General features: G+C 33.3%; 25 protein-coding genes. 8 read left to right on the forward strand and 17 right to left on the reverse strand.

Annotated features, from left to right (window positions below; all coding sequences use genetic code 11):
• Positions 1–43 precede the first annotated feature (43 nt).
• The 3 genes from CER22_RS16400 to CER22_RS16410 all read right to left on the reverse strand — a co-directional run bounded on the left by CER22_RS16400 (position 44) and on the right by CER22_RS16410 (position 5801).
• Positions 44–1075, reverse strand: coding sequence for a fatty acid desaturase (locus CER22_RS16400; RefSeq protein WP_142293495.1), 1032 nt, complete (start codon positions 1073–1075; stop codon positions 44–46).
• A gap of 380 nt (positions 1076–1455) precedes the next feature.
• Positions 1456–3837, reverse strand: coding sequence for an immune inhibitor A domain-containing protein (locus tag CER22_RS16405; RefSeq protein ID WP_088609171.1), 2382 nt, complete (start codon positions 3835–3837; stop codon positions 1456–1458).
• Positions 3838–4139: 302 nt separating this feature from the next.
• Positions 4140–5801: an alkaline phosphatase gene (locus CER22_RS16410; protein ID WP_088609172.1), complete on the reverse strand. Its 1662-nt coding sequence runs from the start codon at positions 5799–5801 to the stop codon at positions 4140–4142.
• Between the two features lie 323 nt (positions 5802–6124).
• Here CER22_RS16410 and CER22_RS16415 point away from each other — a divergent pair, with 323 nt between their 5' ends.
• The gene (locus CER22_RS16415) at positions 6125–6607 is read left to right on the forward strand and encodes a DUF2975 domain-containing protein (RefSeq protein ID WP_060487193.1); all 483 of its coding nucleotides are present in this window, start codon (positions 6125–6127) and stop codon (positions 6605–6607) included.
• A 10-nt stretch (positions 6608–6617) separates the two neighbouring features.
• Positions 6618–6833, forward strand: a complete 216-nt coding sequence (locus CER22_RS16420) for a helix-turn-helix domain-containing protein (RefSeq protein ID WP_000974615.1) — start codon at positions 6618–6620, stop codon at positions 6831–6833.
• Between the two features lie 40 nt (positions 6834–6873).
• Here the strand turns inward: CER22_RS16420 and CER22_RS16425 are convergent, their stop codons facing one another.
• The 9 genes from CER22_RS16425 to CER22_RS16465 form a co-directional block, all read right to left on the reverse strand.
• Positions 6874–7185, reverse strand: coding sequence for a hypothetical protein (locus CER22_RS16425; RefSeq protein WP_000845551.1), 312 nt, complete (start codon positions 7183–7185; stop codon positions 6874–6876).
• A 107-nt stretch (positions 7186–7292) separates the two neighbouring features.
• Positions 7293–7679 carry a DUF3887 domain-containing protein gene (locus tag CER22_RS16430; RefSeq protein WP_088609173.1) on the reverse strand — a complete coding sequence of 129 codons (387 nt, stop codon included), beginning with the start codon at positions 7677–7679 and terminating at the stop codon, positions 7293–7295.
• A gap of 2 nt (positions 7680–7681) precedes the next feature.
• Positions 7682–8359 (reverse strand): YhfC family glutamic-type intramembrane protease, encoded by a 678-nt coding sequence (locus CER22_RS16435; protein WP_088609174.1) that lies wholly within the window; start codon positions 8357–8359, stop codon positions 7682–7684.
• 89 nt (positions 8360–8448) lie between these two features.
• On the reverse strand, positions 8449–9765 hold the full coding sequence (locus CER22_RS16440) for a GHKL domain-containing protein (protein WP_088609175.1): 1317 nt from the start codon (positions 9763–9765) through the stop codon (positions 8449–8451).
• The gene (locus tag CER22_RS16445; RefSeq protein ID WP_088609176.1) at positions 9765–10499 is read right to left on the reverse strand and encodes a LytR/AlgR family response regulator transcription factor; all 735 of its coding nucleotides are present in this window, start codon (positions 10497–10499) and stop codon (positions 9765–9767) included. The genes CER22_RS16440 and CER22_RS16445 overlap by 1 nt, the downstream gene beginning before the upstream one ends.
• Before the next feature lie 168 nt (positions 10500–10667).
• A complete protein-coding gene (locus tag CER22_RS16450; RefSeq protein WP_088609177.1) occupies positions 10668–11246 on the reverse strand; it encodes an HAD-IA family hydrolase in 579 nt (192 codons plus the stop codon).
• A 27-nt stretch (positions 11247–11273) separates the two neighbouring features.
• Positions 11274–11852, reverse strand: coding sequence for a kinase (locus tag CER22_RS16455; protein ID WP_060487198.1), 579 nt, complete (start codon positions 11850–11852; stop codon positions 11274–11276).
• Positions 11852–12394 carry a GNAT family N-acetyltransferase gene (locus CER22_RS16460; protein WP_046959792.1) on the reverse strand — a complete coding sequence of 181 codons (543 nt, stop codon included), beginning with the start codon at positions 12392–12394 and terminating at the stop codon, positions 11852–11854. Before CER22_RS16460 ends, CER22_RS16455 begins: the two co-directional genes overlap by 1 nt.
• A gap of 14 nt (positions 12395–12408) precedes the next feature.
• Positions 12409–12792 carry a VOC family protein gene (locus CER22_RS16465; protein ID WP_088609178.1) on the reverse strand — a complete coding sequence of 128 codons (384 nt, stop codon included), beginning with the start codon at positions 12790–12792 and terminating at the stop codon, positions 12409–12411.
• A 282-nt stretch (positions 12793–13074) separates the two neighbouring features.
• Between CER22_RS16465 and CER22_RS16470 the strand changes: the two genes are divergently transcribed.
• Positions 13075–13323, forward strand: a complete 249-nt coding sequence (locus CER22_RS16470) for a hypothetical protein (protein ID WP_048547666.1) — start codon at positions 13075–13077, stop codon at positions 13321–13323.
• A gap of 327 nt (positions 13324–13650) precedes the next feature.
• Here the strand turns inward: CER22_RS16470 and CER22_RS16475 are convergent, their stop codons facing one another.
• Positions 13651–14187, reverse strand: a complete 537-nt coding sequence (locus tag CER22_RS16475; protein ID WP_088609179.1) for a DUF2812 domain-containing protein — start codon at positions 14185–14187, stop codon at positions 13651–13653.
• A 7-nt stretch (positions 14188–14194) separates the two neighbouring features.
• Positions 14195–14512, reverse strand: coding sequence for a PadR family transcriptional regulator (locus tag CER22_RS16480; RefSeq protein WP_000991838.1), 318 nt, complete (start codon positions 14510–14512; stop codon positions 14195–14197).
• A gap of 203 nt (positions 14513–14715) precedes the next feature.
• Between CER22_RS16480 and CER22_RS16485 the strand changes: the two genes are divergently transcribed.
• The 3 genes from CER22_RS16485 to CER22_RS16495 are packed head-to-tail and all read left to right on the forward strand — an operon-like array spanning position 14716 to position 17889.
• A complete protein-coding gene (locus CER22_RS16485; protein WP_088063820.1) occupies positions 14716–15645 on the forward strand; it encodes an AAA family ATPase in 930 nt (309 codons plus the stop codon).
• Positions 15642–16805 carry a DUF58 domain-containing protein gene (locus tag CER22_RS16490; RefSeq protein WP_088063821.1) on the forward strand — a complete coding sequence of 388 codons (1164 nt, stop codon included), beginning with the start codon at positions 15642–15644 and terminating at the stop codon, positions 16803–16805. Before CER22_RS16485 ends, CER22_RS16490 begins: the two co-directional genes overlap by 4 nt.
• Complete coding sequence (locus CER22_RS16495) at positions 16780–17889, forward strand: DUF4018 domain-containing protein (protein WP_088609180.1); 1110 nt, start codon at positions 16780–16782, stop codon at positions 17887–17889. The genes CER22_RS16490 and CER22_RS16495 overlap by 26 nt, the downstream gene beginning before the upstream one ends.
• Before the next feature lie 58 nt (positions 17890–17947).
• Here CER22_RS16495 and CER22_RS16500 read toward each other — a convergent pair whose 3' ends face one another.
• Positions 17948–19405 (reverse strand): MFS transporter, encoded by a 1458-nt coding sequence (locus CER22_RS16500; protein WP_088063937.1) that lies wholly within the window; start codon positions 19403–19405, stop codon positions 17948–17950.
• Between the two features lie 403 nt (positions 19406–19808).
• On the opposite strand from CER22_RS16500, the gene CER22_RS16505 reads away from it, so the two are divergent.
• Positions 19809–20069, forward strand: coding sequence for a hypothetical protein (locus CER22_RS16505; RefSeq protein WP_000889750.1), 261 nt, complete (start codon positions 19809–19811; stop codon positions 20067–20069).
• Between the two features lie 87 nt (positions 20070–20156).
• Positions 20157–21644, forward strand: a complete 1488-nt coding sequence (locus tag CER22_RS16510; RefSeq protein ID WP_088063823.1) for a glycosyltransferase — start codon at positions 20157–20159, stop codon at positions 21642–21644.
• 141 nt (positions 21645–21785) lie between these two features.
• Here CER22_RS16510 and CER22_RS16515 read toward each other — a convergent pair whose 3' ends face one another.
• Positions 21786–22028 carry a hypothetical protein gene (locus CER22_RS16515; RefSeq protein WP_000752473.1) on the reverse strand — a complete coding sequence of 81 codons (243 nt, stop codon included), beginning with the start codon at positions 22026–22028 and terminating at the stop codon, positions 21786–21788.
• A 568-nt stretch (positions 22029–22596) separates the two neighbouring features.
• On the reverse strand, positions 22597–24918 hold the full coding sequence (locus CER22_RS16525; RefSeq protein WP_179211922.1) for a glycosyltransferase: 2322 nt from the start codon (positions 24916–24918) through the stop codon (positions 22597–22599).
• Positions 24919–24928 lie beyond the last annotated feature (10 nt).

Raw genomic sequence — 24928 nt, forward strand, 5'->3', positions numbered from 1 at the left:
TAAATCGAAAATGATTAAGGAGAGTTTTTTATTTACGATGAAATTATAGTTCAGATTTCACTCGAACAGAAACATTGTTTTTAATTATTTTTTTGAATTCTTTAAAGGTAACAAAATTGTTACTTTTCTCATCCCAAAGACGAAAACGGAGTGATCGTAAGCTTGTAGCAAGTGTAATCGTTGGTACATTTTTTAACGGAAGCGTATTATTGTGTGCCTCTTCTAGTTTATAGTTAGGTACTCTTGGACTTAAATGGTGAACATGATGGAATCCAATATTACCAGTTAGAAATTGCAAGATTTTTGGAAGTTTATAAAATGAACTTCCTTCCACTGCCGCTTTCACATATTCCCAATCTTTATCCTCTTCAAAATAAGAATCTTCGAATGTGTGCTGTACGTAAAACAGCCAAATTCCTACTGAACCCGCTATTAAGAATATCATACCATGCACTAACAGAAACGATTGCCACCCAATTGCCCAGCAAAGTATAGCTATTAAAGCAACGATTATAATATTCGTCAAATACGTATTCATACGTTCTTTCTGTCTAGCACCTTTTCGGTTAAATCTATTTTTAAATAAGAAAACATAAATCGGACCTAATCCAAACATAACGAATGGATTGCGATATAAGCGATATGCTAAACGAAGTCTAAATGGCGCAGCTAAATATTCATCCACTGTAAGCGTCCAAATATCTCCTGTACCTCTCTTATCCAAATTACCACTTGTAGCGTGATGAATAGAATGCTCATGTCCCCATTGATCAAACGGGAATAAAGTTAACACACCCATACATGTCCCTACGATTCTATTTGCAGGTCGACTTTTAAAGAATGAATAATGGGTACAATCATGAAAAATAATGAAAATCCGTGTCATAAAACCCGCGGCTAACAGAGATGGAACTACCGATAACCAATAAGAAACGGACAAACTTTTATAAGCAAGGTACCATAAAATAATGAATGGCACGATTGTGTTAATAAGTTGCCACACACTTTTTTTAATCGTTGATTTTTCATAAGGAGCAACTTGTTTTTTTAAATTTTTAGTATTTTCTAATGTCATTGGTCTAATTCCTTTCCTTTATGTTGCTAATTCACATTATAGCATACTATTAGTATCAGGTGTTAAAAGTAGCTGTAATAAATATTATATAATATAAAAATTTCTTTTTTCTTACTCATTACTTACAAATTACTTACGGTCAAAAAAGCTTATATAATCGGACAGATGGAGCATTTTATTTGTTAAAGAAACTTCTATTCCCTCCCCAATAAATATATATAAACAGAAAGCTTTTTCACTTCTATGTATCTTTTTTCTTCTTATAAATAGCAAAGAGATTTTTTCATTTGTATTTATATAATAATCTCTTTTTCACAAGAAGAAAAGAGCTGCCATAAGTCAGGTTTCACCGACTTATGGCAGCTCCTTTTCATTTTATTTTAGCGATGGATCCAAACTGCACCTGCAGACTTGTCTTCAGCTTGACCTACTACTTCAAACTTCAATCCAAGTTTCGGCAACTTACGTCCGGCATCTGGAATAACACTGTTGATGTATTGCTTAGAATCATCAAATTTCGCAACGCCTGGCAATCCTTTATAATCAAAGATACCGCGAGTTGGCGAATTTACTTTCCATGCTGGCGTTTGATCAAATGAGAATGCCGCATCGGCAATTTGATAACGCGTACTGCTCTTCACAGTTGGTTGTCCATTTAATGTTCCTACGATTGCCTCTGGATGAGAATCTACTACCCCAAGGAATCCTTCGCCTGGATGAACGCCTACCCAGTTATCTGTAAAGCTTTGATCCGCATACCATACAACCATTCCTGTATTAAATACTGGACCACGTGCATGTTGTAGCGCCGTGTCAGACCCAGCGTAATTTCGCCACTCAATATAGTAGTTATGTTTTTTCTGTTCAAATCCGTTAGACACAGTAAATCCTTTTAGCGTCATTGCTGGCTGGCCTTCTGCATCATCAGAGAAAACCACTTTTCCATCTACAGTTAATGCTGCATTGTCTAATGCAAATCCTTTATAAGCTACTGCAATATCTGTTACATACTCAAATTGCAGTTTTACTTTCTTTCCTTTAAATTGGCTTAAATCGTATGATTTATCAACCCACTTACCATCTGTTGTATCTACCCCGCCTTTTACATCTTTTTCGCCCATTCTATCAATACGTGTCTTCGTTCCATCTTCTGCAATCGCATTTACGTCAAGGAAATCATACTTCGCTTCCAATTCATAAAATGCCTTATAATCAAATTTAGCATCCGTTGCAGTCGTTAAGTCAAATACTGGTGTCTCAAGTGTTGTATGAATGTCATTTCCTTTTGTGCTGTAATAAAACTTCTTACCAAATGCTGATTCGATATTTTTTATATCTTTGTCTGGCAAGTTAACACGAACGATTCCTGGTCGTTTTGATTTTGTAACACTTTGATCTAAAAATGTTGCAGTACCGATTCCTGTGCGCAGTTTATCATAATCTACCTCAACGATATTCGCCCAGTTACCCTTCATATTCTTTTGGAAAAACTCTTTATTTTGTGGCGAGAAACTTGTTGGCTCTGTTCCCGCAATTTTTCCAGCCCAGCTACCGCCGCTCATAAGGGACCATGATTCAACAGGTTCACCTTGCCCTGAATACTTTGTATCATATTCATCAGGTAAGCCTAAATCATGACCGTACTCATGTGCAAACACACCAACTGCACCGTCTTCAGGCTCAATTGTATAATCATATGCAGCCATCTTTCCGCCCCAATTTGAAACTGAAGATTTTGTACCATCAATTGCATATGGCTTTGAGCCTAGTTTTGAACGATGAGACCAAATCGCATCATCTTTCAATTTGCCGCCGCCAGCTTCTTGACCTACGCCCGCATGTACAACCATTAAATGATCAATAATTCCATCTGGCTCGTTTTTATTTCCATCACCATCTTGATCGTATTGATCAAATTGATCATAATCAGCTAAATTAATGCCTTTTGCTACCGCTGCTTTTAATGCTTCTTTCACAAAATCTTTTGGTCCTAAAGGCCCCTTGTTATCATGACCAGTACCCGCATCCGCACCATAATCTGACGCTTTCCCTGGAACAGTAAGCCATTCTGTTACAGTTCCATCAACTGTGTAGCTTCCGCCAGATTGTTCTTCATAATATTGTTTAAATGTATTAATCTTCGATCCATCAAATAACGTAAATGGCTCATCACCAAATAACATTTTTTGATAATGTTCACGATTAAAGTCCTTAGAATACATATAACCCGGTTCTTGATCAATATTATTATGCTTAAAATCGCTAAATTCTACGAGTAAAACAAGTACTTTATCTTTTCGAACAGCTCCATTGTACTCAGCTTGCTTCGCTGGTGTAGTAGGTACTTTTCCATTTAATTTTCTAGAATTCAATCCTGCATCTTGTCCAGCAACTGGTCCTACTTCTGGTTGCTGCGCCTGTTCATTCTCCTTCATTTTTGCATCTTTTACTTTTTTCATAAAATCTGAAGCTTCTTGCGTAAGGTTATCTCCTGTCAAGATTTCTTTTCCAGGGTTTTCCCCTTTCTTTTTCTCAACATATTTTTCGACAGCCTTTGATGTCTCGACTTGTGATGCAGATTGATCAATTACTCCCCGTTGTTTCAGCGCTTCTGCCAAACGTTCCTCTGGTATTAAGTGCTCATCTATTGGTAGAGATGATGTCGGTGTCTCAGCATACGCTGCATGACCTCCAAAAGCAAACGTACCACTTAGTACTGCTGCTGTTGTTAATACCGCTAATGGTTTTAATTTCTTTTTCAATGTATTTCCTCCCCAGTGTCTGCAAATTATCGTTTTTTGCCGATAACAACATAATATTCGTTATAATACGAATATTCAATCTTTTTCAACAAAGAGAATGTTGAGAAATATTTTTTTAGGCAGGGCGAAAAATATATGATAGCAATAGGTCTAATATTGCAAAATCCTCATTCACAATAACTTATAAACGTAGAGAATATTTTTGTAGAAACAGCGATTCTCTTTACTCTTGTTTTCGAATGAATTTTCATCTACACAAAAAATGCCAATTCCTAAGTACTTGCTAAGGAATTGGCATTTTTTTAACGAGAATGCTTTATGAATAAGCGGATTGCTTCTTCTGGTATATAGAACTTGCCATTGCTTTCTACAACGACACTAACTAATTCATATTCTTTATTCTTAATACGAATTATATTTTTATTTGCAAATAATTGAGCTTTTACATTATTACGTTTTACTATGAGCACCGGGTTTTCTGCATCAGTATTATCTATTGTTACTGTTGCACCTTTTCGTTTAAAGGCTAATTCACTCTCTACAAATAATTTGTTTGTTACTTCTTCTAAGTTAAAGCCCATTGCTTTCGCCATCGTCTTCGCAATGTCTATGTTTTGGATCAAACCGTTTGGCTTTTGAGGACCGTAAGAATATAAAAACACATCCTCACCTGTATGGCCTCCTGTTGTGAAGCCTATGTTCGCATGATTGGCCAATAATGTAGTAAGTATTGGACCTACATCCGATTTCTTTTTTGCTGCTTTTACTCTTTCTTTTTCATCATAAGTTAAATTGTCCAAACCGTATAATTTAGCTACATCTTCTACATTTGATAAATCAGATTTTAGTTTATTTGTAGCACCTTCAAGTGTCATTTTCGATTTTTTTAATGGACCAATGTATGCAGAGACCGGCGTAATATTATAGCCTTTTGTCGTATTCGCATTCCCAATAGAAATACCGCTGTTACCATGATCAGTTACAGCTATTAACATCGTATTACTATCTTTTTTTGCAAATTCCAATGCTTCTGCAACTGCGTTATCAAATGCTAATACATCACTAATCATCCCTATTGGGTCGTTCACATGAGCTGCCCAGTCTGGCTTACTTCCCTCTACAAATAAAAAGAAACCATCTTTATCTTTTGATAGAGTTTGAATTGCTTTTTGCGTCATTTGAGAAAGTGTTGGTTGCTCCGGATTTGTTGCTTCACGATCCATATCAAACGCAAGAGCATTATGTGAGAAAGAGCCCCAAATTTTCTTAGATTTAGAGTTCAATAATGCATCTTTCGTTTCAACAAAGTCGTATCCTTTGTCTTGAATCACCTTTACTAAATCTTCACCATCTTTTCTTTTTATAGGTAGCAGTGCCTCTTTTCCCCCACCTAATACGACATCTATATTTTGATACACTTGCTGCTCCGCAATTACGTCAAAACGCTTACGGTTAATATGGTGAGCAGAAAATCCAGCGGGAGTAGCATGCTGAATTTCAGCTGTAGCAACTATTCCAGTTGCGCGACCAGTGCGTTTGGCACCTTCTAAAACATTGGCAACTGGACGTAACTTGTCCTCTTCTTTTATTGATTTTAAGCCAGGTGAACTTACAATAGAAGGTAATATACCTACATATCCTGAATTCGATTTATTCCCCGTCGCTAAAGCTGTAGCCGCTGGAGCTGAGTCTGTTATAGCTGATTCCGCCGAATAGGTACGAACTCCTCCTGTTACAATTTCATCTAGTGCAAGTGGTTTCCCTTTATACAAGCGAGCTAATGTCGTTGCTGAAGAACTCGTTCCGTCCATAACCATTATGATTACATTTTTCGGTTGCCGTTCTACTTGTTTCACCTTAGCTTCCACCGTATGATAATTCATCATGCTTTCCGTACATAACATACTTAGTGTGATTGTTCCTACTAACAGTAACCTCTTCATCAATAAACCCAAATTCGACATTGTTCTTCCTCCGTATGTTTCACATTCATTTATATACAAAAAGATTTCCACAACCTATATATGTTTTATTAGTCCCCAATTTTCATGAAGCTAACAATCATTACCTTCACTTTCTTTTATTAGTAAAGCAACGAACGGTACATATCATAGCTTTTTATGTTCAAATAACTAGAGTCCACACCTTTTTTATAAAAACGTCTTATCATTCTCTTCACTAAAATTTGTTTCTCAATAAAAATCCGATTGAAATAAATAAGAATTTATTGTTAAACGATAAAATTTATGTTAAATTAATATGATAATTTAAAAATGAGGTGCTTTATATGAAACAAGGATCAACACTCTTTTTAAAGACAGCAATTATCCTTATCGGTATTCCTGTTTTTGCTTTGTGTATATTTTTAATTCCTAATATTGGGAATTATACAGCGAACTTATACCCGGATATTGCATATATAAAATATCTTGTTTTAATCAATCTATATGCAACGGTGATACCTTTTTATTTTGCTCTATATCAAGCCTTTAAACTTGTAAGCTACATTGATAAGGGGAACGCCTTCTCGAAATTATCTGTTAGAGCTTTAAAAAAGATAAAACAATGTGCTATTACAATTAGTGTATTATATGTAGTAGGTATGCCGCTTTTCTATCTTGTAGCAGAGAGAGATGATGCACCAGGTATTATAATAATTGGCATGATCCTTATCTTTGCTTCAATAGTTATCGCAGTCTTTGCTGCCGTTCTCCAAAGACTTTTAAAAGATGCGATAGATATAAAATCAGAAAATGATTTAACGGTCTGAGGTGAATAACATGGCAATAATAATTAATATTGATGTAATGTTAGCGAAAAGAAAAATGAGTGTAACTGAACTTTCAGAGAAGGTTGGAATTACAATGGCTAACCTTTCTATATTAAAAAATGGAAAAGCAAAAGCAATTAGAATTACAACTTTAGATGCTATTTGTAAAGCGTTAGAATGCCAACCAGGGGATATTTTAGAATATCAACCGGAAGATACCGAATAAAAAGAGTCCTTCATACGAGAAGGACTCTTTTTATTACATATTACGGCGCAAAACTAATTTGACCAGTAAACAATAAAATAATTGCGATGATCCAAAATATAAAAAATGATGAGGACAGTATTAATGAAAGAATAGCAATCCCCTTCTTCTCTGCTTTTTTCGTCATCGTAATGATAGAAAGTATAATTCCTGCAACTGTGAGTGCGACTGTAATATAATCTCCCACTATATTACCTGCATTCGCTATCCTTGTTGGCGTTATAAAAACGAATAGAAAACATAAAATGCCGATGAGTAAAGATATGTAGCTTATTATGCTGTACTTCTTTTTAGGAACTATTTCAGTTTTCATACTCACACACCCCTTCTCTATAGCTATGAGTTCATATTAGCACAAATATCCATAATTTAGTTAACACAAAAAAACAGATACAGCGAGAACTTCCACTGTATCTGTTTTTAGTTAATATATAAACCTGCTATTTCTTCTTTATCATTATAAGTTATAATGAATGTCCGTTGTTCTTTACTATATTTCGCTACAAGAATAACAGTATATGAACCATCTTTTTCTTCAATCGATTTTTTCTCAATTTTTTCGAACGTACCGGCTTTCTCAATTACAGGTGTAAGATTTTTCATTTTTTCTTCTGGCAATCCAGCTTTCATTTTACTATCAAATTTTTCGTGTACGTCTTTATACTTCGCCTCATTTAGTAATGATACAATTTCTTCCGCCTTTGGAATAAACTTTTTTGACGTACTTTCATCTACTTTATTACCGGTACATGCTGCAAGTGCGAACGCCGCGATAGCACTTATAATAATAAGTAACATTCTTCTCATTTTCATACACCCTTTCTTTTTAAAATAAAACTATAACTCAAAACGAGTAAAGCACAAATTGCTATTGAAACTTCTGACATAATGATCCCGCTTTTCCCTGGTACATATAGCGATATAATGCCAGCTAATGCATTTGCAGTCCCATGGATGAGAATTGCATAGACAACATAACGAAATTTCTTTTGGACGACAGCTTGTAATATAATGAAGGAAAGTCCAATATGCAATACCATCGCGAAGATGCGCTCAATACCGCCGAAATAATAACTGTCACCATTTTGAATGACTGTTTGTGACAATAATAGGGATATTACCGGGATACCAACTATCAACACCGCTTCAATACCACCATGCCCTGCTCCAAATAAAAAACCAGACTGCCAATCTCGTTGCTTCATAAAATAACGCATTGCGATAAAACGAGCTATCTCTTCAAAAATTCCAGCTGATAAACTAAGCAAAAGTACAAATAATACAGGCTGCATTATTGAAAACATTTGAAAATCTGTGCTAGTTCCATTTACATAATTCAGTATTGGTATGCGGATCAATATTTGCGATACAACAAAAGCCAATACACCTAACATATATGGAATATAGCGTTTCTTCCAAACAGCATATAAAAGTGCTACAAGCGGTAAACCAAAGCAAATCATTGTTGTAAAAATAAGTCCATTCATCTCGCTTCACCTCTTACTTGAAGTGTATAAAAACGAGTGAAGAAAGTATGTAGTTCTTTCCTATTCGGTTTCATTTTCATCATAGATGGTCATTTCATCTCTTTTAATATGAGTGTTTGCGTGAAATAAGGACTTACATAAGTTGTTTCTAACGTCGCGTTATTTGTTTTATTCATAATCCGTTTTAACGAAAATAGCCCGTATCCTCTCGCTCCTGCTTTACTTGAATGGTTTTTCTCATAAATTTTTTGCAAATCAATCGCTTCACTCTTTGAACTATTACGTACGATAAAATATTGTCGTGAATCCATTTCAAAAAATGCGATTTGCAATATCTTTTCCTCACTATGTACTGCTTCTTCAATTGCATTGTCTACCAAAACTGAAATGATGCGAATAAATGAAATGATCGTCATCGAAACACTTTCAATGCTCTCCGGTATATCAAGCATTACTTTTATTTGATGCTGCTGGGCAGTGCCAACTTTCGCCCTTAATACACTTCTCACTTCAGGAATATGTATACGAGATAATTTCGCAATATCAAGTTCATGATCATTTATTGTTTTTAACGTAGGTGCTATAACGTCATAGTACACTTGCTCAATTTCTTTCACATTTTTCGTACGTATTCCCTCTTCTAACGATAGTAATACATTCATATAATCGTGACGGAAACTAGCAAGCTCATCATGCATATCCTCTAATTTCTCCACATAATCTAATAACTCTTTATCCAAACGTTTTTCATGCTCTTCTTGTAACTTTGCTTTCGATAAATGTGAACTTATAAGTACTATGATGACTAATAATAAAAATACAATAATCGCTGAAATATAACTTACATCACTGTATTGTTGATTTAACTTTGCTAAAAATGCAGAAGATGGCCGAGTTAAAATTAGTTCAATAATAAATCCGGCAATTAATAATATATAAGTTACATAGTATAGTCGACTACCTACTATATATTGAGCAATTTTTTGAATTCTTTTCCGAGCTACTAAAATACCGATAAAAGTAAGTGTCGATACGATAAGATGAATAATACTACCTGTCCATAAATATAAATTGAATGTTGTTAACATAAAGATTTTCATTCCTAAATCAAGTAGCAACATTTTCACTAACGTTATAATCACCATACTCACTAGTGCAAAATATACATTATGCTTAAATTTCAATTCATTTTGCATTAATCCTAAACTTATTAAAAATAACACAATCGTACTATTCAATTCTGGATATCTCGTTACTGTTACGACAATAGCAAGTAAAATAATGAATATCGCACTTAAAGCTATTAACATTCTATATGACAATCTATTGTACCGGATTAATTGAATGTATAAAAACGTATGGCTTATACTAGTAAGCAGTATTGCAAATAAATCATAAATATACATTACATCTCACCCTTTAAGATGTTGCGTACTTTACTGAATAAACGACGTGATACTGGAATACGTTTTCCGCTTTTTAAAACTATCATTTTTTGCTTCGCATCATAAGAAGACAGTTGCTTCGTATTCACGATATATGATTGATGACAACGAAATAAACGTTCATCTACTAATTCAATTTCTTTTAAAGTCCCATAAAAATAAACAATTCGATCTAACGTCACTAATGCTAAACGGTGCGGTTCATCGGTCATAACATATTCAACTTCATGAAACGGAACCCGCACAGTTGCATTACTATTTTCAACGATAAAGTCATCGGACGGAATAATATGCTTATTACGCGCTTCATATTGGAGTAAACATTGTTCAAAAACGTTACGCCTCTCCTCGTATGGCAACCCTTTATCAATAAAAGTTAAAGCTGATACCATGTATTGATATGAAATAGGTGCAAATTCAGAATGCGTCGTTACAAACACAATAATTCCTTGCGTATCATACTTTCGTATCTCTTGTGCCACTTGTAACCCTTTACGTTCTTCTCTTTTTATCTCTATATCTAAAAAATAGATTGGGATATACTTCGCCTTAGGAATGTTAGTAATGATGTTTTCACTTTTACTACTCACCTCGATAAAATCAAAAGGCAACATATATTTCTCACAAATCTCTTCAACTAGCCGTTTCATTTGCTGCGCTTGTATGACATCATCTTCTAAAATAAAAATACTCATGGGATCACTCGCTTTATTGAAATCTTTTTATCTATAGATTTATCTATAACTATATAATTCAAATTGTTATACTAATCTCCTTCTATGTACTAGATAGTATTAATTTTTATAAAGCATAGAAAATAACCTCTACTTTCAAGCAAAAAGTAGAGGTTTTATTTAAATTATTTATAAAATAACCTCTCTATCAATCACTACCTTAAAAAATTCCGAGTAATGTGCTAAAGAATAATCCGCTACATCACAGTTCCCTTGAAACATACATGTTGAAATACTTAATTCTTTTGCAGGTAATAAATCTAATTCTCTATCACCAATAGCTAAATCAATATTGTGCTTTTTATGCAAATGATCATAAGATAAAGCGTTCGGTTTTCGGGGGAAACCATCGTCAATTGTAACCATGTCTACGAAGTATTTTTCCCAGCCGTAATGATTCAATATAGATAATACCCCCGCTCTATCTTTGTGAGTCATAATTACATTTTTATCGGCAAACTTTAAAACCTCTTCCACTTTTTCAAATGGTTTTATATCTTCTATCATAATGCGACTCTCTAATACATCAATTTCACTTAATTGTTTTTTTGATATTTCATAATAGTCAATTGCGTGTGAAAATGAAACCTTTAAATTTTTATAGATTTCTTCTTCCCTTATTTCCTCCCCTAATACTTGAGAAAGAATTTTTGTATAAACTGGATACGTATCAAATAACGTCCCATCAAAATCCCATAAAATATTCATTCTGTTCACCTTTCTATTTTCTAATCATTATATAACTAAGTTCGCTCCCTTCTGTGGTGTTTCACTTTCTAAATAATAATCCTCTGCTTTCCAATACCTATTTTCAAACTTTGAAAGGTTTTTCTGCGTTTCTTCACTCTCACGTAGAAACCGTGTCTCTCTTGGACAATCTAAATACACCATATAATGAAAGAAATCTCTCCATTCTTTTCTCTGTAGAAAAACACCTTCTATTACAATTACGCCTACTATGGGGATCTGTACTTTTTTCATCTCACTTGAGTCTGTCTCATTATTATAGAACGGTAATTTCAGTTTTGTGTCATTTTGTAACTTCTGAAAAAACTTCTGCCGAAGCCATTCAATATCCCATTGTAAATAATAATACTCATACCATTCTTCATAGCCAGTATGATACCGTTTATTACGTTCTACTATATGATCATCAATATGAAAAATATGGAACGGAATACTTTCTTGTTTCATATTTTCTTTTAAGTTTGTTACAAATGTTGTTTTACCCGATCGACTTAGTCCATCAATACCTAAAATGAACCTATTTTCTTTATGCTTCTTCATAACATTTATAAGCTCATTTGTACGCATTACTTCTTCCACTCTTCTTTTAATAACGAGTATAAAATTGTATCATGAGCAACTCCATTTTGAATCATATGTTTTCGAAGTAATCCTTCTTCTTGAAACCCTGCTTTACTTAATAATTTTTGAGAAGCTTTATTTTCTACATATACAACAGCTGCAATTCTTATAAGTTGTAACGTTTCAAACCCGTAAGTTAAAATCGCCTGTAACGCTTCCGTTGCATACCCTTGTCCCCAATATGTATCATCTAGTTCATAACCAATTTCAGCTCGCTTATGATGCTTGTTTATTAAATGAAATCCGCACGTTCCGATTAATTGGCCCGTACCCTTTTTCTCAATTCCCCAGCGAAATACAGTTCCTTCTTCATAACGATTTTTAAACGTTTGAATAGTCGTTTTCGCTTGCTCAATATTTTCGAAAGAATCCATTCCAAAATAACGTATAACAGATTCTTTTGAAAAATAACGGAACATCGTTTCTGCATCTAACAGTGTTAGTTCTCTTAATTGTAAACGTTCTGTTTCTAGTTTCGGAAACCCCATCTCTTTTTCTCCTTCTATTCTAATGAACTGCAAATTTCAATATAATTCCCATCTGGATCGGCAATGTATGCAATTGTTTGTCCCCACGGTTTCACAATTGGTTCAACTAAGATTTTAATTCCTTGCTCTCTAAATTGTTCGATTGTTTCTTGTACATGATTAACAACGAATCCCAATTCAAAATGAGAAGATTGTAACTCGCCTTCTGTAAGTGGTAGACCTGTTAATTCTTTCACATCTTGCCTTTTGTTCATCGCTAAAATTGTAGAACCAGTATTAAATTCAATATATGTACCATGCTCCGCTTTTATAGGTAACTGTAAAATATCTTTATAAAATCTTAAACATTCTTCGAAATTTTCTACATATAAAATGATGTACTTCATTTTTAAATTCATTTTACATCCTCCTTTATATCCATCCCTAAAATTTCGACAAATGTCTCATAAAAACCTTGTTCCTTATAGCAACGAGCACAAAAAAACGAGGCCGATTTCTCGGCCCCCCAGCTTATTGGCATAAAACAGGAGATTTGGTTTGGACATAACCAGTTCGTACTCTTATTATATTTTATTTTTTCTGAATTTTGAATACTTTGAACACCCATTTATATTGAGAAAGTTTTTTTCTTGCATAAAATTAATGAGTTTAAGAAATGCTACAAATGGAGGTGTATACATATGGAACCAATGCTATGTCCAAGCTGTAAAACGAACCGTACTCGCTTTAATATTCTTGAGCAACAAGTAAAACCAGTCAAGTTAAATCCACAAACTGGTCAAGTAGAAGAAGAATACACAAATGAAACGATGAATGCTTTTCATATGTCCTATCAAGGACCAACATATAGAGTCCAATGTGCTGTATGCGGACTTGTTGAAAACCCAGAACAATTTATTAAACCTGCGCAAAATCAGTCTTTTTCTTAAACATTTTTATTACCCCCTACCACTTTTCTATAGGGGGTTTTTTGTTTCATATGTTAATGAAAAAACATTTTTCTTCCTTATTATAAATTACACCTCACACCTTCTTTGTCATCTTTTATTTTTTGATCCTCAATATGAATCGTTTTTTCTTCATTTATTATTTTCGGGATATTGCGGTTTAATCTTTGCAACTATTAATCCCTTACCTTTATATAGAGTTTTATTATATAAAAAAGAGCGAACAAAAATGCAATTATATAAAACCAGAAGAAGTTGATCCCGATATTTCTCCCTACAAAATCAACTTCTTTTTAATTCTACTTTTTATTATAATATTTCACTTTTTAATTTCTTAATTTTCCAAGTGAGTCTTATAAAGAAGTACATCCACATACAACCTGTAAGACCTGTCATAACTTTCGCCCAAATTGGCACTCTTGATTCCATCGGGCTTAAAAATAGGTTATACATTGATGGTAATATACTTACTGATATAATAACAAGGAATAGCAATAACTCATTTAGCTTTTGTACCCTCGTCTCCTTTTCTGAGTATATATCAGGTAATTCATTTACCTCTTCTACCTCTTTACAAAAATAATTCCATTTTGTGAAACTTGTTACGCGTTTCCAACCAGACATTTCGTATATTTCGAAGTACTCTTGTTGTTGTTCTTTCGAATCTCTATAAACCAATCTAAAATCAGCTTTATATATTACATCTTTTGGCTCAGTTTTCTTAAACTGATACATTAAATTGTATTTTTGTAATGCCCAACCTTGCTGATGCATCTTTCGTAAAAAAGCTTCTTCTTTTTCTAAATTCCATGCCGTAAAAAACTTAAATACGCTTTTAGTCTCCATCTTCCATTCACTCCCCTAAAATACTATTCCCATTCCTTACAGATCTCTGCAACCTGTTATACTCTAGCTCTAACACTTCTCTACCCAGTGGTGTTAACTCGTAACACTTCTTTCTATCTGTAGAGGCAACTTCAACTATTAACTTCTCTTTTAGTAACTTCGTCGTATTCCCGTATAAAGTACCAGGACCGAGTTTTACTTCTCCATTTGTCATCTCTTCTACCATTTGCATAATTCCATATCCATGCATTGGTTTCACTAGTGATAACAATATGTAATATGTCGCCTCTGTTAACGGAATATATTTTTTCGCTTTCGCATTCATTATAACTACCTCCGATACATCGTTATCTGATATATCGACTAACGATACATCGTATATCGATATTGTATAATCATATTCCAAAATATGCAAGGTAATTTAATAACTTAATATCTATTTCTTTAAATTAAAAAATCATATCAATTTTCTGAATAATTTGTTAAAATATAGAAATATTCGTTTATATTTTGAAAGGAATGATACATATGATAAATAAATTGAAAGAAAATATAGGATCAGTTTTTGTCGGTAAAGAAAATGTTATTGATTTATTACTTGTTTCTTTGCTTGCTGACGGACATGTACTGCTTGAGGATGTGCCTGGTACGGGGAAAACGTTACTTGCGAAAACACTTTCTAAAAGTATTGGTGGTAATTTTTCTCGTGTCCAATTTACACCTGATGTACTTCCGAGTGATGTAACAGGTATTGAATATTTCAATCCGAAAACGAGTGAATTCGAATTAAGACTTGGACCAGTTATGACCAATATTTTGCTTGCGGATGAAATTAACCGCGCTATGCCTAGAACACAGTCTAGTTTATTAGAATCGATGGAAGAACGACAAGTAACGCTTGAAAAACAATCTACTCCTCTTCCGAAACCGTTCTTTGTTATTGCGACGCAAAATCCAATTGAATCACAAGGAACGTTTCCTCTACCAGATGCACAGCTTGATCGTTTTTTAATGACAATTTCAATTGGTTATCCATCTCCAGAAGATGAACTACAAATGATGCGACGTTTTCGTAACGATGTACCACTAGAAAGTATCACATCTGTTATTTCTTTAGATGATATTTTAGAAGCACAGAAACGAGTAAAAGAAATTTTCGTATCAGAACCGTTAGAACATTACATTATTAAACTTGCTCACGCTACAAGAAATCATGATTACATCGCTAATGGTGTAAGCCCGCGTGCCACATTAGCTTTAGTACGCGCAGTTCAAGCACTAGCCTTTTTACGCGACAGAGAATATTGCACGCCAGAAGATATACAATTTTTAGTTCCTTCTGTTTGGAATCATCGTATCGTCTTATCAATGGAAGGGGCATTACGCACGACAAAAAATGAAATTATACAAAGGATTTTAAAAGAAGTTGACGTACCAGTGGAGATTGAACAAACATGAATGGACAGCGTGTTGTAACTGTACCTTTATTTTTCCAACTTCATATTATTCAATTAAGTGTGCCAGGTGCTATACTATTCACATTTTTTATGCCACAACGAATCATTATGTTTTTCTTTTTCTTCTACTATTTATTTGCGATTTTTATTTATAAATATGTAGCTTACATAGAGAAGAAATTTGAAGTTATAAATGAGAAACAAACTACTCGGCTTTTTCCTAATGAATCTGGGCAATTTTTTATTCATTTAAAAAACGGGGCAAATATACCACTCGTTAACGGCGTTTGTTATTTCCATTTAAATCCGTCCCTACTACCACAAAAAGATCAAGGAATTGAACAAATATCAAAAACACTATTCTCTTTCCCGTTTTCACAACCTGCTCATTCGGCGCAAAAGTGGGATTTAACATTAACCGCAACGAAACGTGGTGTGTTTCAAATTGAACAGTTCGAATGTGTCTTGAAAGATCCTTTTCATCTTTTAACTGTACATTTGCCTATTTTTGATAAATTACGGACTGAAATTATTGTGTACCCTTCTCCTAAAGAAGTAGCAGGCTTACAAGAACTACAGCAACTTTTAACCGGATCTTATCGAACGAATTTTTCTTTTTACAATGATGAAACATCTATTATCGGTGTTAAACGATATGAACGTGAGTCTTTCCGCTCTATTCATTGGAAAGCATCTGCTAAAATGCAAGAATTACAGGCGAAGCAATATGAACCTGTAAAAAATTATAGTTGGACGATTTGTCTTTCATTAGCTGCTGATCGCGGGTTTGGTTGGAAAGATAATATAGAAGACCTTATTTCATTTGCAACATACATTTGTCAATACGCAACGAAGCATCAAATACCGTTTGAACTATTTATTAGTGTATTAGCTGAAGGTGGTCCTCTGCACTTACCATTAAACGAAGGGCAAACACATTACGGAATATCTTTAGAGGAATTAGCGCGTATTTCAGATGATAGTACTTTACTTCCGAAACAAGGATTTCTTCATTATGTAACGAGAAAAAGAGAACGATCGTCTACAATGATATACATTGGTTTACAGAGAAATGAACTCCCTCTTCTCTCTCAGCCTACGTTTCTCATTAATAACGAAGGGATGGTGGAAAAGCTTGAAAACTTGGCTTTATCACGTTAATGACTTTATTCTGCTGCTCCTCCTTTCGTTATTAACGGAAAGAGATGAACTCATCGGCATTGTTATATTTTTAGCAACAGGCTATATTGGAGTATTTCTTATCCATAAACTAATGAAGAAAAAAACAACAGGTTTTGTCATACTGTTAATGACTCAAATAATTGGTTGTTCTATCTTTCTCCCTTTCTCTCTGTTTGGCACAATTATGTTACCGCTTTTCTTCTTTATCGTACATGTAGTTGGACCCGGATATCCAGTTCAAAAGTCATTAGGTGGTATTGTATGGTTTAGTATTTCAGCCATATTTTATGCGCCCTTTCCACCTTTGTGGAAACTATTACTTTTAGTTTTACACATTATGATTACATTTTGGTTAACCGGGATAAACCGTAATCAACAGTTATTACGTTTCGCTTCTCTTATTACGATTGGAATAATTAGTGCTTTCCTTATTCCTATTTTCCCATACATTCGGCTTCTTTTTTCTTATGTCGTACAAGTAGTTGCTTTAGGATTTGGATACGCCATTAATCCATTATTTTCGGCAGCTGAATCAAAAGAAACTGACGATTTTTGGTCGAATAAAGGGAATTTAAAAGATCCTCAAATTAAAGATGAATTTGGACATCGTACTTTTGATCCAACACTTATAAATAGCATTACAATAATAGTCTGTACAACCATTGCTATTTACGTCGTTTGGAAAATAATAAAAAAACGAAAACAATTCAGTTTACCAAATATGCCTGCCTTCGAATCTACTATCATTACTGATAAAGAAGGAATGAGTTTAAAACATTTTAAACGAAACAAACCGCCACATAATGAAATTCGAAAAGAAATTTTTAAACTGGAGAGTAAATTAACTCCTCCTTTAAATAGAAAACGAGGAGAAACTGTTGAAGCATGGTTAGAAAGAATAAATAGTGAAGAAGATGTAAGTATTCAGAGTCATATTATTGTAAATGCTTATAATACAGTACGTTATTCAAATAGTGAGGATATGATGCTACTTCAGGAATTTAAGGAAGAGATTCATAAGCTTTATTTGTATCAGAAGAATTTGAAGAAAAGAAAGAAATAACATAACAAAAAAAGACTCCTATTTTCATAGGAGTCTTTTTATACTTCTACGTTACTTGTTAAATTGAAGCATTCTTCCCTGCTTCAATTTCTAACGACTCTTCATGCCACCAAAGTGTTTCTTCAGGGTCTTCTTTAGCGATTTGGTGTGCTTCTTTTTTCGTTTCTACTGTAGGATATGAGCCTTTTAGCGCACGTCCTGAAGTTGTAACGAATAATACACTAAATGCGACTAATCCAATAATACTTACACCTGCTAAATAAAATGCTGGTGCAAGCGGGTTACCAGTAGCATGAACTAAGTATGAACATACGAGCGGTGTTGTTCCACCGAATATTGATACAGAAATATTAAATGAGATCGAAAGTGCTCGATAACGTACATCAGTGAAAAATAGTGATGGTAATAATGAAGGTAGCGTTCCTTCATATACACTTAGGAAGAATCCTAAAATGAAAATACCTGCAAATATAGCAGCAATATGTCCGTTACCTATTAATATAAATGCTGGAATTGCAAATACAGTTAAACCAAGTAAACCAATTTGCACGACGCGTTTATTACCAATTTTATCACTTAATTTACCGAAATATAATGCCAGTGGAATCATAAGTGCCATCGTAATTGAAATAATTAATAAGCCAGTTGTTTCTTTGACTTTAAGTACTTGAGTTAGATAAGAAGGAATATACGAAAGAATCATATAATTCGTAATATTAAAGAAGGCGACAATTACTGTGCTTAATAAGAAGTCTTTTTTGTGATATTTTAATATATCCATAAATGAAAATTGTTCGTTGTCTTCAGATTCCTCTTGTGCTTTTTCCATCTCTTCAAAGATGGGAGATTCATCTAAATGACGGCGTAAATATAAACCGACCAAACCAATTGGTGCAGCTATTAAGAAAGGAATACGCCAGCCCCAGCTGAGCATTTGCTCATCTGTTAACAATAACGTCAAAATGGTAACAATTACCGATGCAGCAATGTAACCTGAGAGTGTTCCAATTTCAAGACCACTACCGAGTATACCACGCTTTTTATCTGGAGAAGATTCTGCGATATAAACCATTGCTCCTGAATATTCGCCGCCTGTAGAGAAGCCTTGAATCATTCGCGCAACTAAAAGTAGTATTGGTGCCCATACACCAATTTGTTCATAGGTTGGTAGTAATGCGATGAATAATGTAGAAAGTGCCATTAAAATAATAGTAGTACTTAACACGATTTTTCGGCCGTACTTATCTCCTATTCTACCAAAGAATACACCTCCGATTGGTCGAACGAGAAAGGCTGCTGCAAATGTACCGAATGTAAGTACAAGTTGCAATCCACTATTATCAACACCTGAGAAGAATAATTGACTTAAGATAACCGCTAAATACGCGTATAATCCGAAGTCAAACCACTCCATTGCATTCCCTATACCAGTAGCAACTACTGCTTTCCTGGCTTGTTTAGGATTGACAATATTAACGTCTTGAGGTTCAAAATTTAAATCATTATTTTGTTGCATATAATAAATCAGCTCCTTTTTTAATTTAACTTCTTTAAGCACACCTTCTCTTATTGAATAAAATTAATTCGAAGCACTTAAGGAAAATCAACGTCTCCTTGTCTGTCATTATTATTTCACATAATTAATTATTTGTCCAATTAAATGCTCTTTTTGTATAAATTTACACCCTATTGAACTTTTTATAAAATGAAGTTTAGGCTATATAATATATACCTTTACACTACAAATGAACCTTTCATTTATTTATATTTATAACGTTTCTATAATTGTTTCCTATAACTTAGAAACCAGTAACTTTTACTAAAGATTTGCATATATTTAAAAAGTGAACTCATTAGCTCGAATTCTGTTTTATTACATTCAACTATAATATTATTATAGTTTTAAAGGAGGCTATTTTATGTTGGAAATAATACTTTCACTTACTACTGTTTCTTTTCTCTTAATTATTTCTGGATTTTTCATTACCTTAAAACAATATAAAGAAATTAAAAATATAAAGACTATATTAACTACAAAAAAAGAAAATGAGAAAACTCCATCCGAAAACTCCATCCCTCTGCAATTAGACCTTAGCGTTCTCAATAATTTACTCGCTTCTGGAATAAATAAAGGTTCTAATACAAGTAAAGAAAATTGTGAGTCTGATAAAACTAAATGATTGTTATCCTTATAACAAGAAGAAAATATATCTCCTCTTTTATCTAATCTTATTAACAACTACCTCTGATTAAAAAGGAGACTGCTTATGTGTAAAAATTCAATTTCTATTATTATCCCCATACAACATAAAATAAAAAATTTACCTAAAATTTTGAAAGCATGTGAACAACTACAACCTTTTGAAATTATCCTTACTATTATCAGTAGTGTCGATGATTCTATTGATATTGCGCGATCTTACAATTGTGAAATTATTACACTAAAAGAGCCGATAGAATCTACTAATTGTTATGTAATTGGTGCAAAAAAAGCAAAGGGAGAGTACCTCTTATTTTTAGATGAAAATTACATTATTCACTCCCCCTCACTTATACAATTTCTTCAACCATTACTAAAACAATCGGCTGACGTCGTATTAAATAATTTAGATAATTTTTTCTATCAAAAACAACAGCCAAATATAGCAATGATTTGGCAGCAAGTTACGAATCATTTTTTTCATCGCCCAGATTTAAATGTTAACTCCTTATTATTTCCTCCCTATGCAATGACAAAAGAAGTACTTGAGGTAATTACTTCAGATAGTTTATCAAATCCAATATTGGCACAAATGAAAATTATTGAACATAAATTTCGGATTTGCGATCAATTAAACATTTCTATCCCTCAAGTTCCCTTTTTTCCTTCAACTCAACTCATTCATTATCATCTTGCAGCCATTGCAAATTGGATCAATCTAGTGCGAGATCAAAGGGGAAACTATACCGATAATAATCGAAAGCGGGATATTATTTTAGGGCTTCACAACGGGGAACAAAAATCCACTCCAAAAATAATTACAGGTAAAGAGTTTTATTCGAATACTTATGGAGATAAACAATTATCAGTTATCATCCCTGTTCAAAATGAAGAAAAAACGATAGAATCTGTCATTTTTGAGGTGCAGAAATTAAAACCTTTTGAAATTATCGTTATTGTTAATGGATCAACAGATAAAACAGAGGAATTGGCGAAGGATTGCGATGCAACAGTTATTAGTTACGAAGAAGCACTTGGAAATGATACGGGACGTGCTGTTGGTGCCTATTTTGCCAAAGGTGACATATTATTATTTATAGATGGAGATTTCTTAATTTCTAGTTGTGATTTATTACCATTTGTACAATCTATTCAAAATGGCACGGACTTAGCTTTAAATAAACTAGATTACTACTATATGTATCGTCTCCCCTATTCTATCGTCACCGCATGTAAATATGCTATTAACTTAGCATGTAATCGAAAAGATTTAGGTATGGGATCCACAATTGCTGTCCCTCATGCTTTTAGTCGAAAATGCATTCATACAATTGGGTTTAATTCACTTCTTTCACCAACCTTAAGTCAAGTTAAAACAATTTTAGCAGGCTTTCATGTGCAAAATGTCCATTCTGTCGACGTCGATAAAATGAATCGTGTTCGACCTGAAAAACACTTCTCTGAGCAAGGTTGCCTTTCATTAGCAACACAACAAATCATTGGTGATCATATAGAAGCAATTTCTTACCTGATCGAACAAAAAGAGTACTTTTAATTATACATCCTGCCTACTAAATAATATATTATCTCATTTTTAATATATGACAGAATAAAAAAGATGGTTTGTAACCATCTTTTTTATTTTTACATCAGCTCAAAAGAAAAGTAGAAGGCAGGCTTTTCTTTTCTTATTTTCTTAAGAAGTTTGAAAAGAGAGGCTTGTTAATGAAGATTCAACACTTAAATCATCTTTTAGTGCAATTGAGAAACATGCAACTAATGGTAAAGTAATAACAATTGATCCACTAGGACTAATTACAATTGTAGGACTTGTCCCACATGTGCCCCCACAATCCACTTCTGCATCAATTCCACTACCAGGGGTAATTGTAATTTTAAGACACACATCTAAACAAACATTATTCGTAGTACATGCCATAACTCTCCCTCCTTTCTCTTAACAATATATGCAGTTTATCGAATTTAGACACGACTCTCCTACTAAATTTTATAAATTAGCTGCTATTTTCTTATCAGTTTTATATATGTTTAATTTATTATTAAACTAGATAAATTAATTAACAAATTCAGATCATCTTTTACTGAAATAGAAATACATGCGGTAAATGGTATTACATTAAAATCAGATGAAAATTCATAATTGCACCTTAGAGATATTTCTGCCCCAACATTTGGATAGACCTTAATTTCTAAATACATATTAAAACACCTTTTATTGATGTAAGAAAAGGTATTCCCTCCTTACTTGCATCTGATATTAAGTTATATAGAACTTATCGTTACTTCTTTATTTATTTTTTACTTGATATACTTAAAATAAGTTAAAATAAAAAAGTAAAAACCTCTTCATGTATTTTAAGAAGTTTTTACTTTTCACTTACACCTGAACCAAAATGGTCACTTTTTTAAATTTTGTTTTCATTCCAATACTCAACTTATACTCTATCCGTTGCTATTCTACGCTTATTAGTAAAGTATCTTCCAAATTAAAATAAATCTTTAAAATCCCTATTCTTTAGTAAATATGAAAGCCCTTCTACATGATCACCGGTAATTCTCAATACAGCTGGTGGATGTCCTACTGTTGCAAAGTGCTCATTTGGACGAATACGATTTGGTTTCATTACATCTACAAAATGGACACATTCAACTTTATATCCTTCTAATATTGCCTTTACTTGCGCAACACACGCTGTATGAAGAGTATCCCAGCCAATTCCCTCTAAACATTTTCGACTAATAGCGTGGGGAACAGCAATTGTGGATCCCACACCTAAATCTTTACGATTACAAGCAATATTCAACATATATTTATATAAACTTACAATATATAGAGGAAATCTAAGATTTAAATTTAAATCATTTAAAACCATATCAACACCATCCGCAACAGCCTGCGTTAACGGATGAAGATCTTTTGCTGGAATAGCAAAATCAGCATCAATAAAGAGAAGTATATCCCCTGTGGCTTCTTGTGCACCAATTGCCCGTCCTACATCATGCCCTAATGCTTCTTGATAAACAATTACGGTTGCTCCTAATTGTTTTGCAATTACTTCTGTCCGATCTGTTGACCCATTAATGACAACAATTATTTCTTTCGGTTCAACTTTTCTTGCCTCAAGAATAACTTCTTTAATCGTCGCTTCTTCATTTTGTGCTGGTATAATAATTGATAACTGTTTCCCATTATAAATCGATGAATTCATACCCCATCCTTTATGAAAACTTGAATAATTCTTTTGTTTTTTTAGTTGCTCTATAATTTCTCTTTTTCTTCCTCCATCTGTATAGTTACCTCTATCATCTTTTCGTTGTAACCAACTTTCCAAAGCTTTTATGTTTTCTTTAATCTCACATACTTCTAATTTAGTTAATTCATTTTTATAGAAAGAGGTTTTGTTTGCGGCTATATTATTCAAAGAGGTGGTAGTGATAGCTGACGAGGATTGTAGTCGCCACCCTTTCTCAATAAGAGTTATTTGCGCTAGAACGGGATTTTGCAAGGTGTCATATCCAATGTCTTCAATTGCTTTTTTTATAATGGCATATGGCATAGATAACATCGAATCATATTTTAAATCCATACGCCCCAATACATCATTTACTATTTTTCTATACACCATAGCAATGCTTGGCCATTCTACTCTCATCTTTTCAAAACATACAGAGTCTATGTTATTCAAGATTACATCCTGTTCCTTTTTTAGTAGTGGTTCTATAAATCGTTCTAATTCTACCGAAAAAATAACATCTTCTCCATTTAAAAATAAAATTACATCTCCATTAGCGATTTTCGCCCCATAAACTGGTGCTTTCCATTTATTTTTCTCTTCAATAACAACAACGTTACTCTCAACAAATGTAGGTATGGATTGTATCGCACTCATTCTATCATCAGCTACAATGATAATTTCTAATGGTTTTATATGGTGCACTTTGTTTAAAATTTGATTCAATTTTGATTTTTCTTCTCCTAAAACTATAACGACTGACAGTGCCACTTCTTTTTGTTCTTTTTTTACAGTCTGATTAGGCTTTACTTTTTTTATATATTCAATTGTTTCACTCTTACCTACCGCTGCATGCCCTGCTTTTTTATCGAAATATAAGTCTATTACAATTTGATTTACTTCTGTATCTTTATCCAGTTGTTCTAATTCAGAAATGAATGGTATTAAATGATTTTGCACATCAAATTCACACGCGAAATTTTGCAAAAAATAAATATTCGGTACATATTTAATGTGATTAAAAAATTTCACAACATTAATTCTTTCGCCAAATTTCTCCTCAACTTCTTCTCTTGATAAACCTGGATAAGACAAATCAAAAACTAGATTTATTGGTACAGGTATCCATTTTAATAAATTTGTTTGAGGATTATTAATTAAAACTGTGGAGCCCTTAACGAATCCAGCTAAAATTAAAGACATAAACCCTCCCCCGGAACTGCCATAAAACAACACATTTTTCGAATCAATTTTTAACTTTGTAAATAATATTTCTAAAATATTTGCTATATCTTGTAAGTAAAATCTATCTAACTCCCCTTGTCCCCAACCTAAAGATAATTTTCCAAGATATAATGTAGGATCATTATAATATATAACAGTATCTTCAAACTCTTCCATCCAAGAATGTCTATGAAAAATAGGTGGACCGATTGGCTGTTCTTGAAATCCACCTGCTCCGGATCCAAAAACAATAGTGTTAGAAGCACCCGGCTTAATACGAATTAAAAATTCATACGTTACTTTACCCCAATCAACCTTGAGTATAAATGGTTCTGTAGTTTGAAAATCCATTTGCCATAAT

This window comes from Bacillus sp. K2I17 (assembly GCF_002209985.1).
GTDB lineage: Bacteria > Bacillota > Bacilli > Bacillales > Bacillaceae_G > Bacillus_A > Bacillus_A wiedmannii.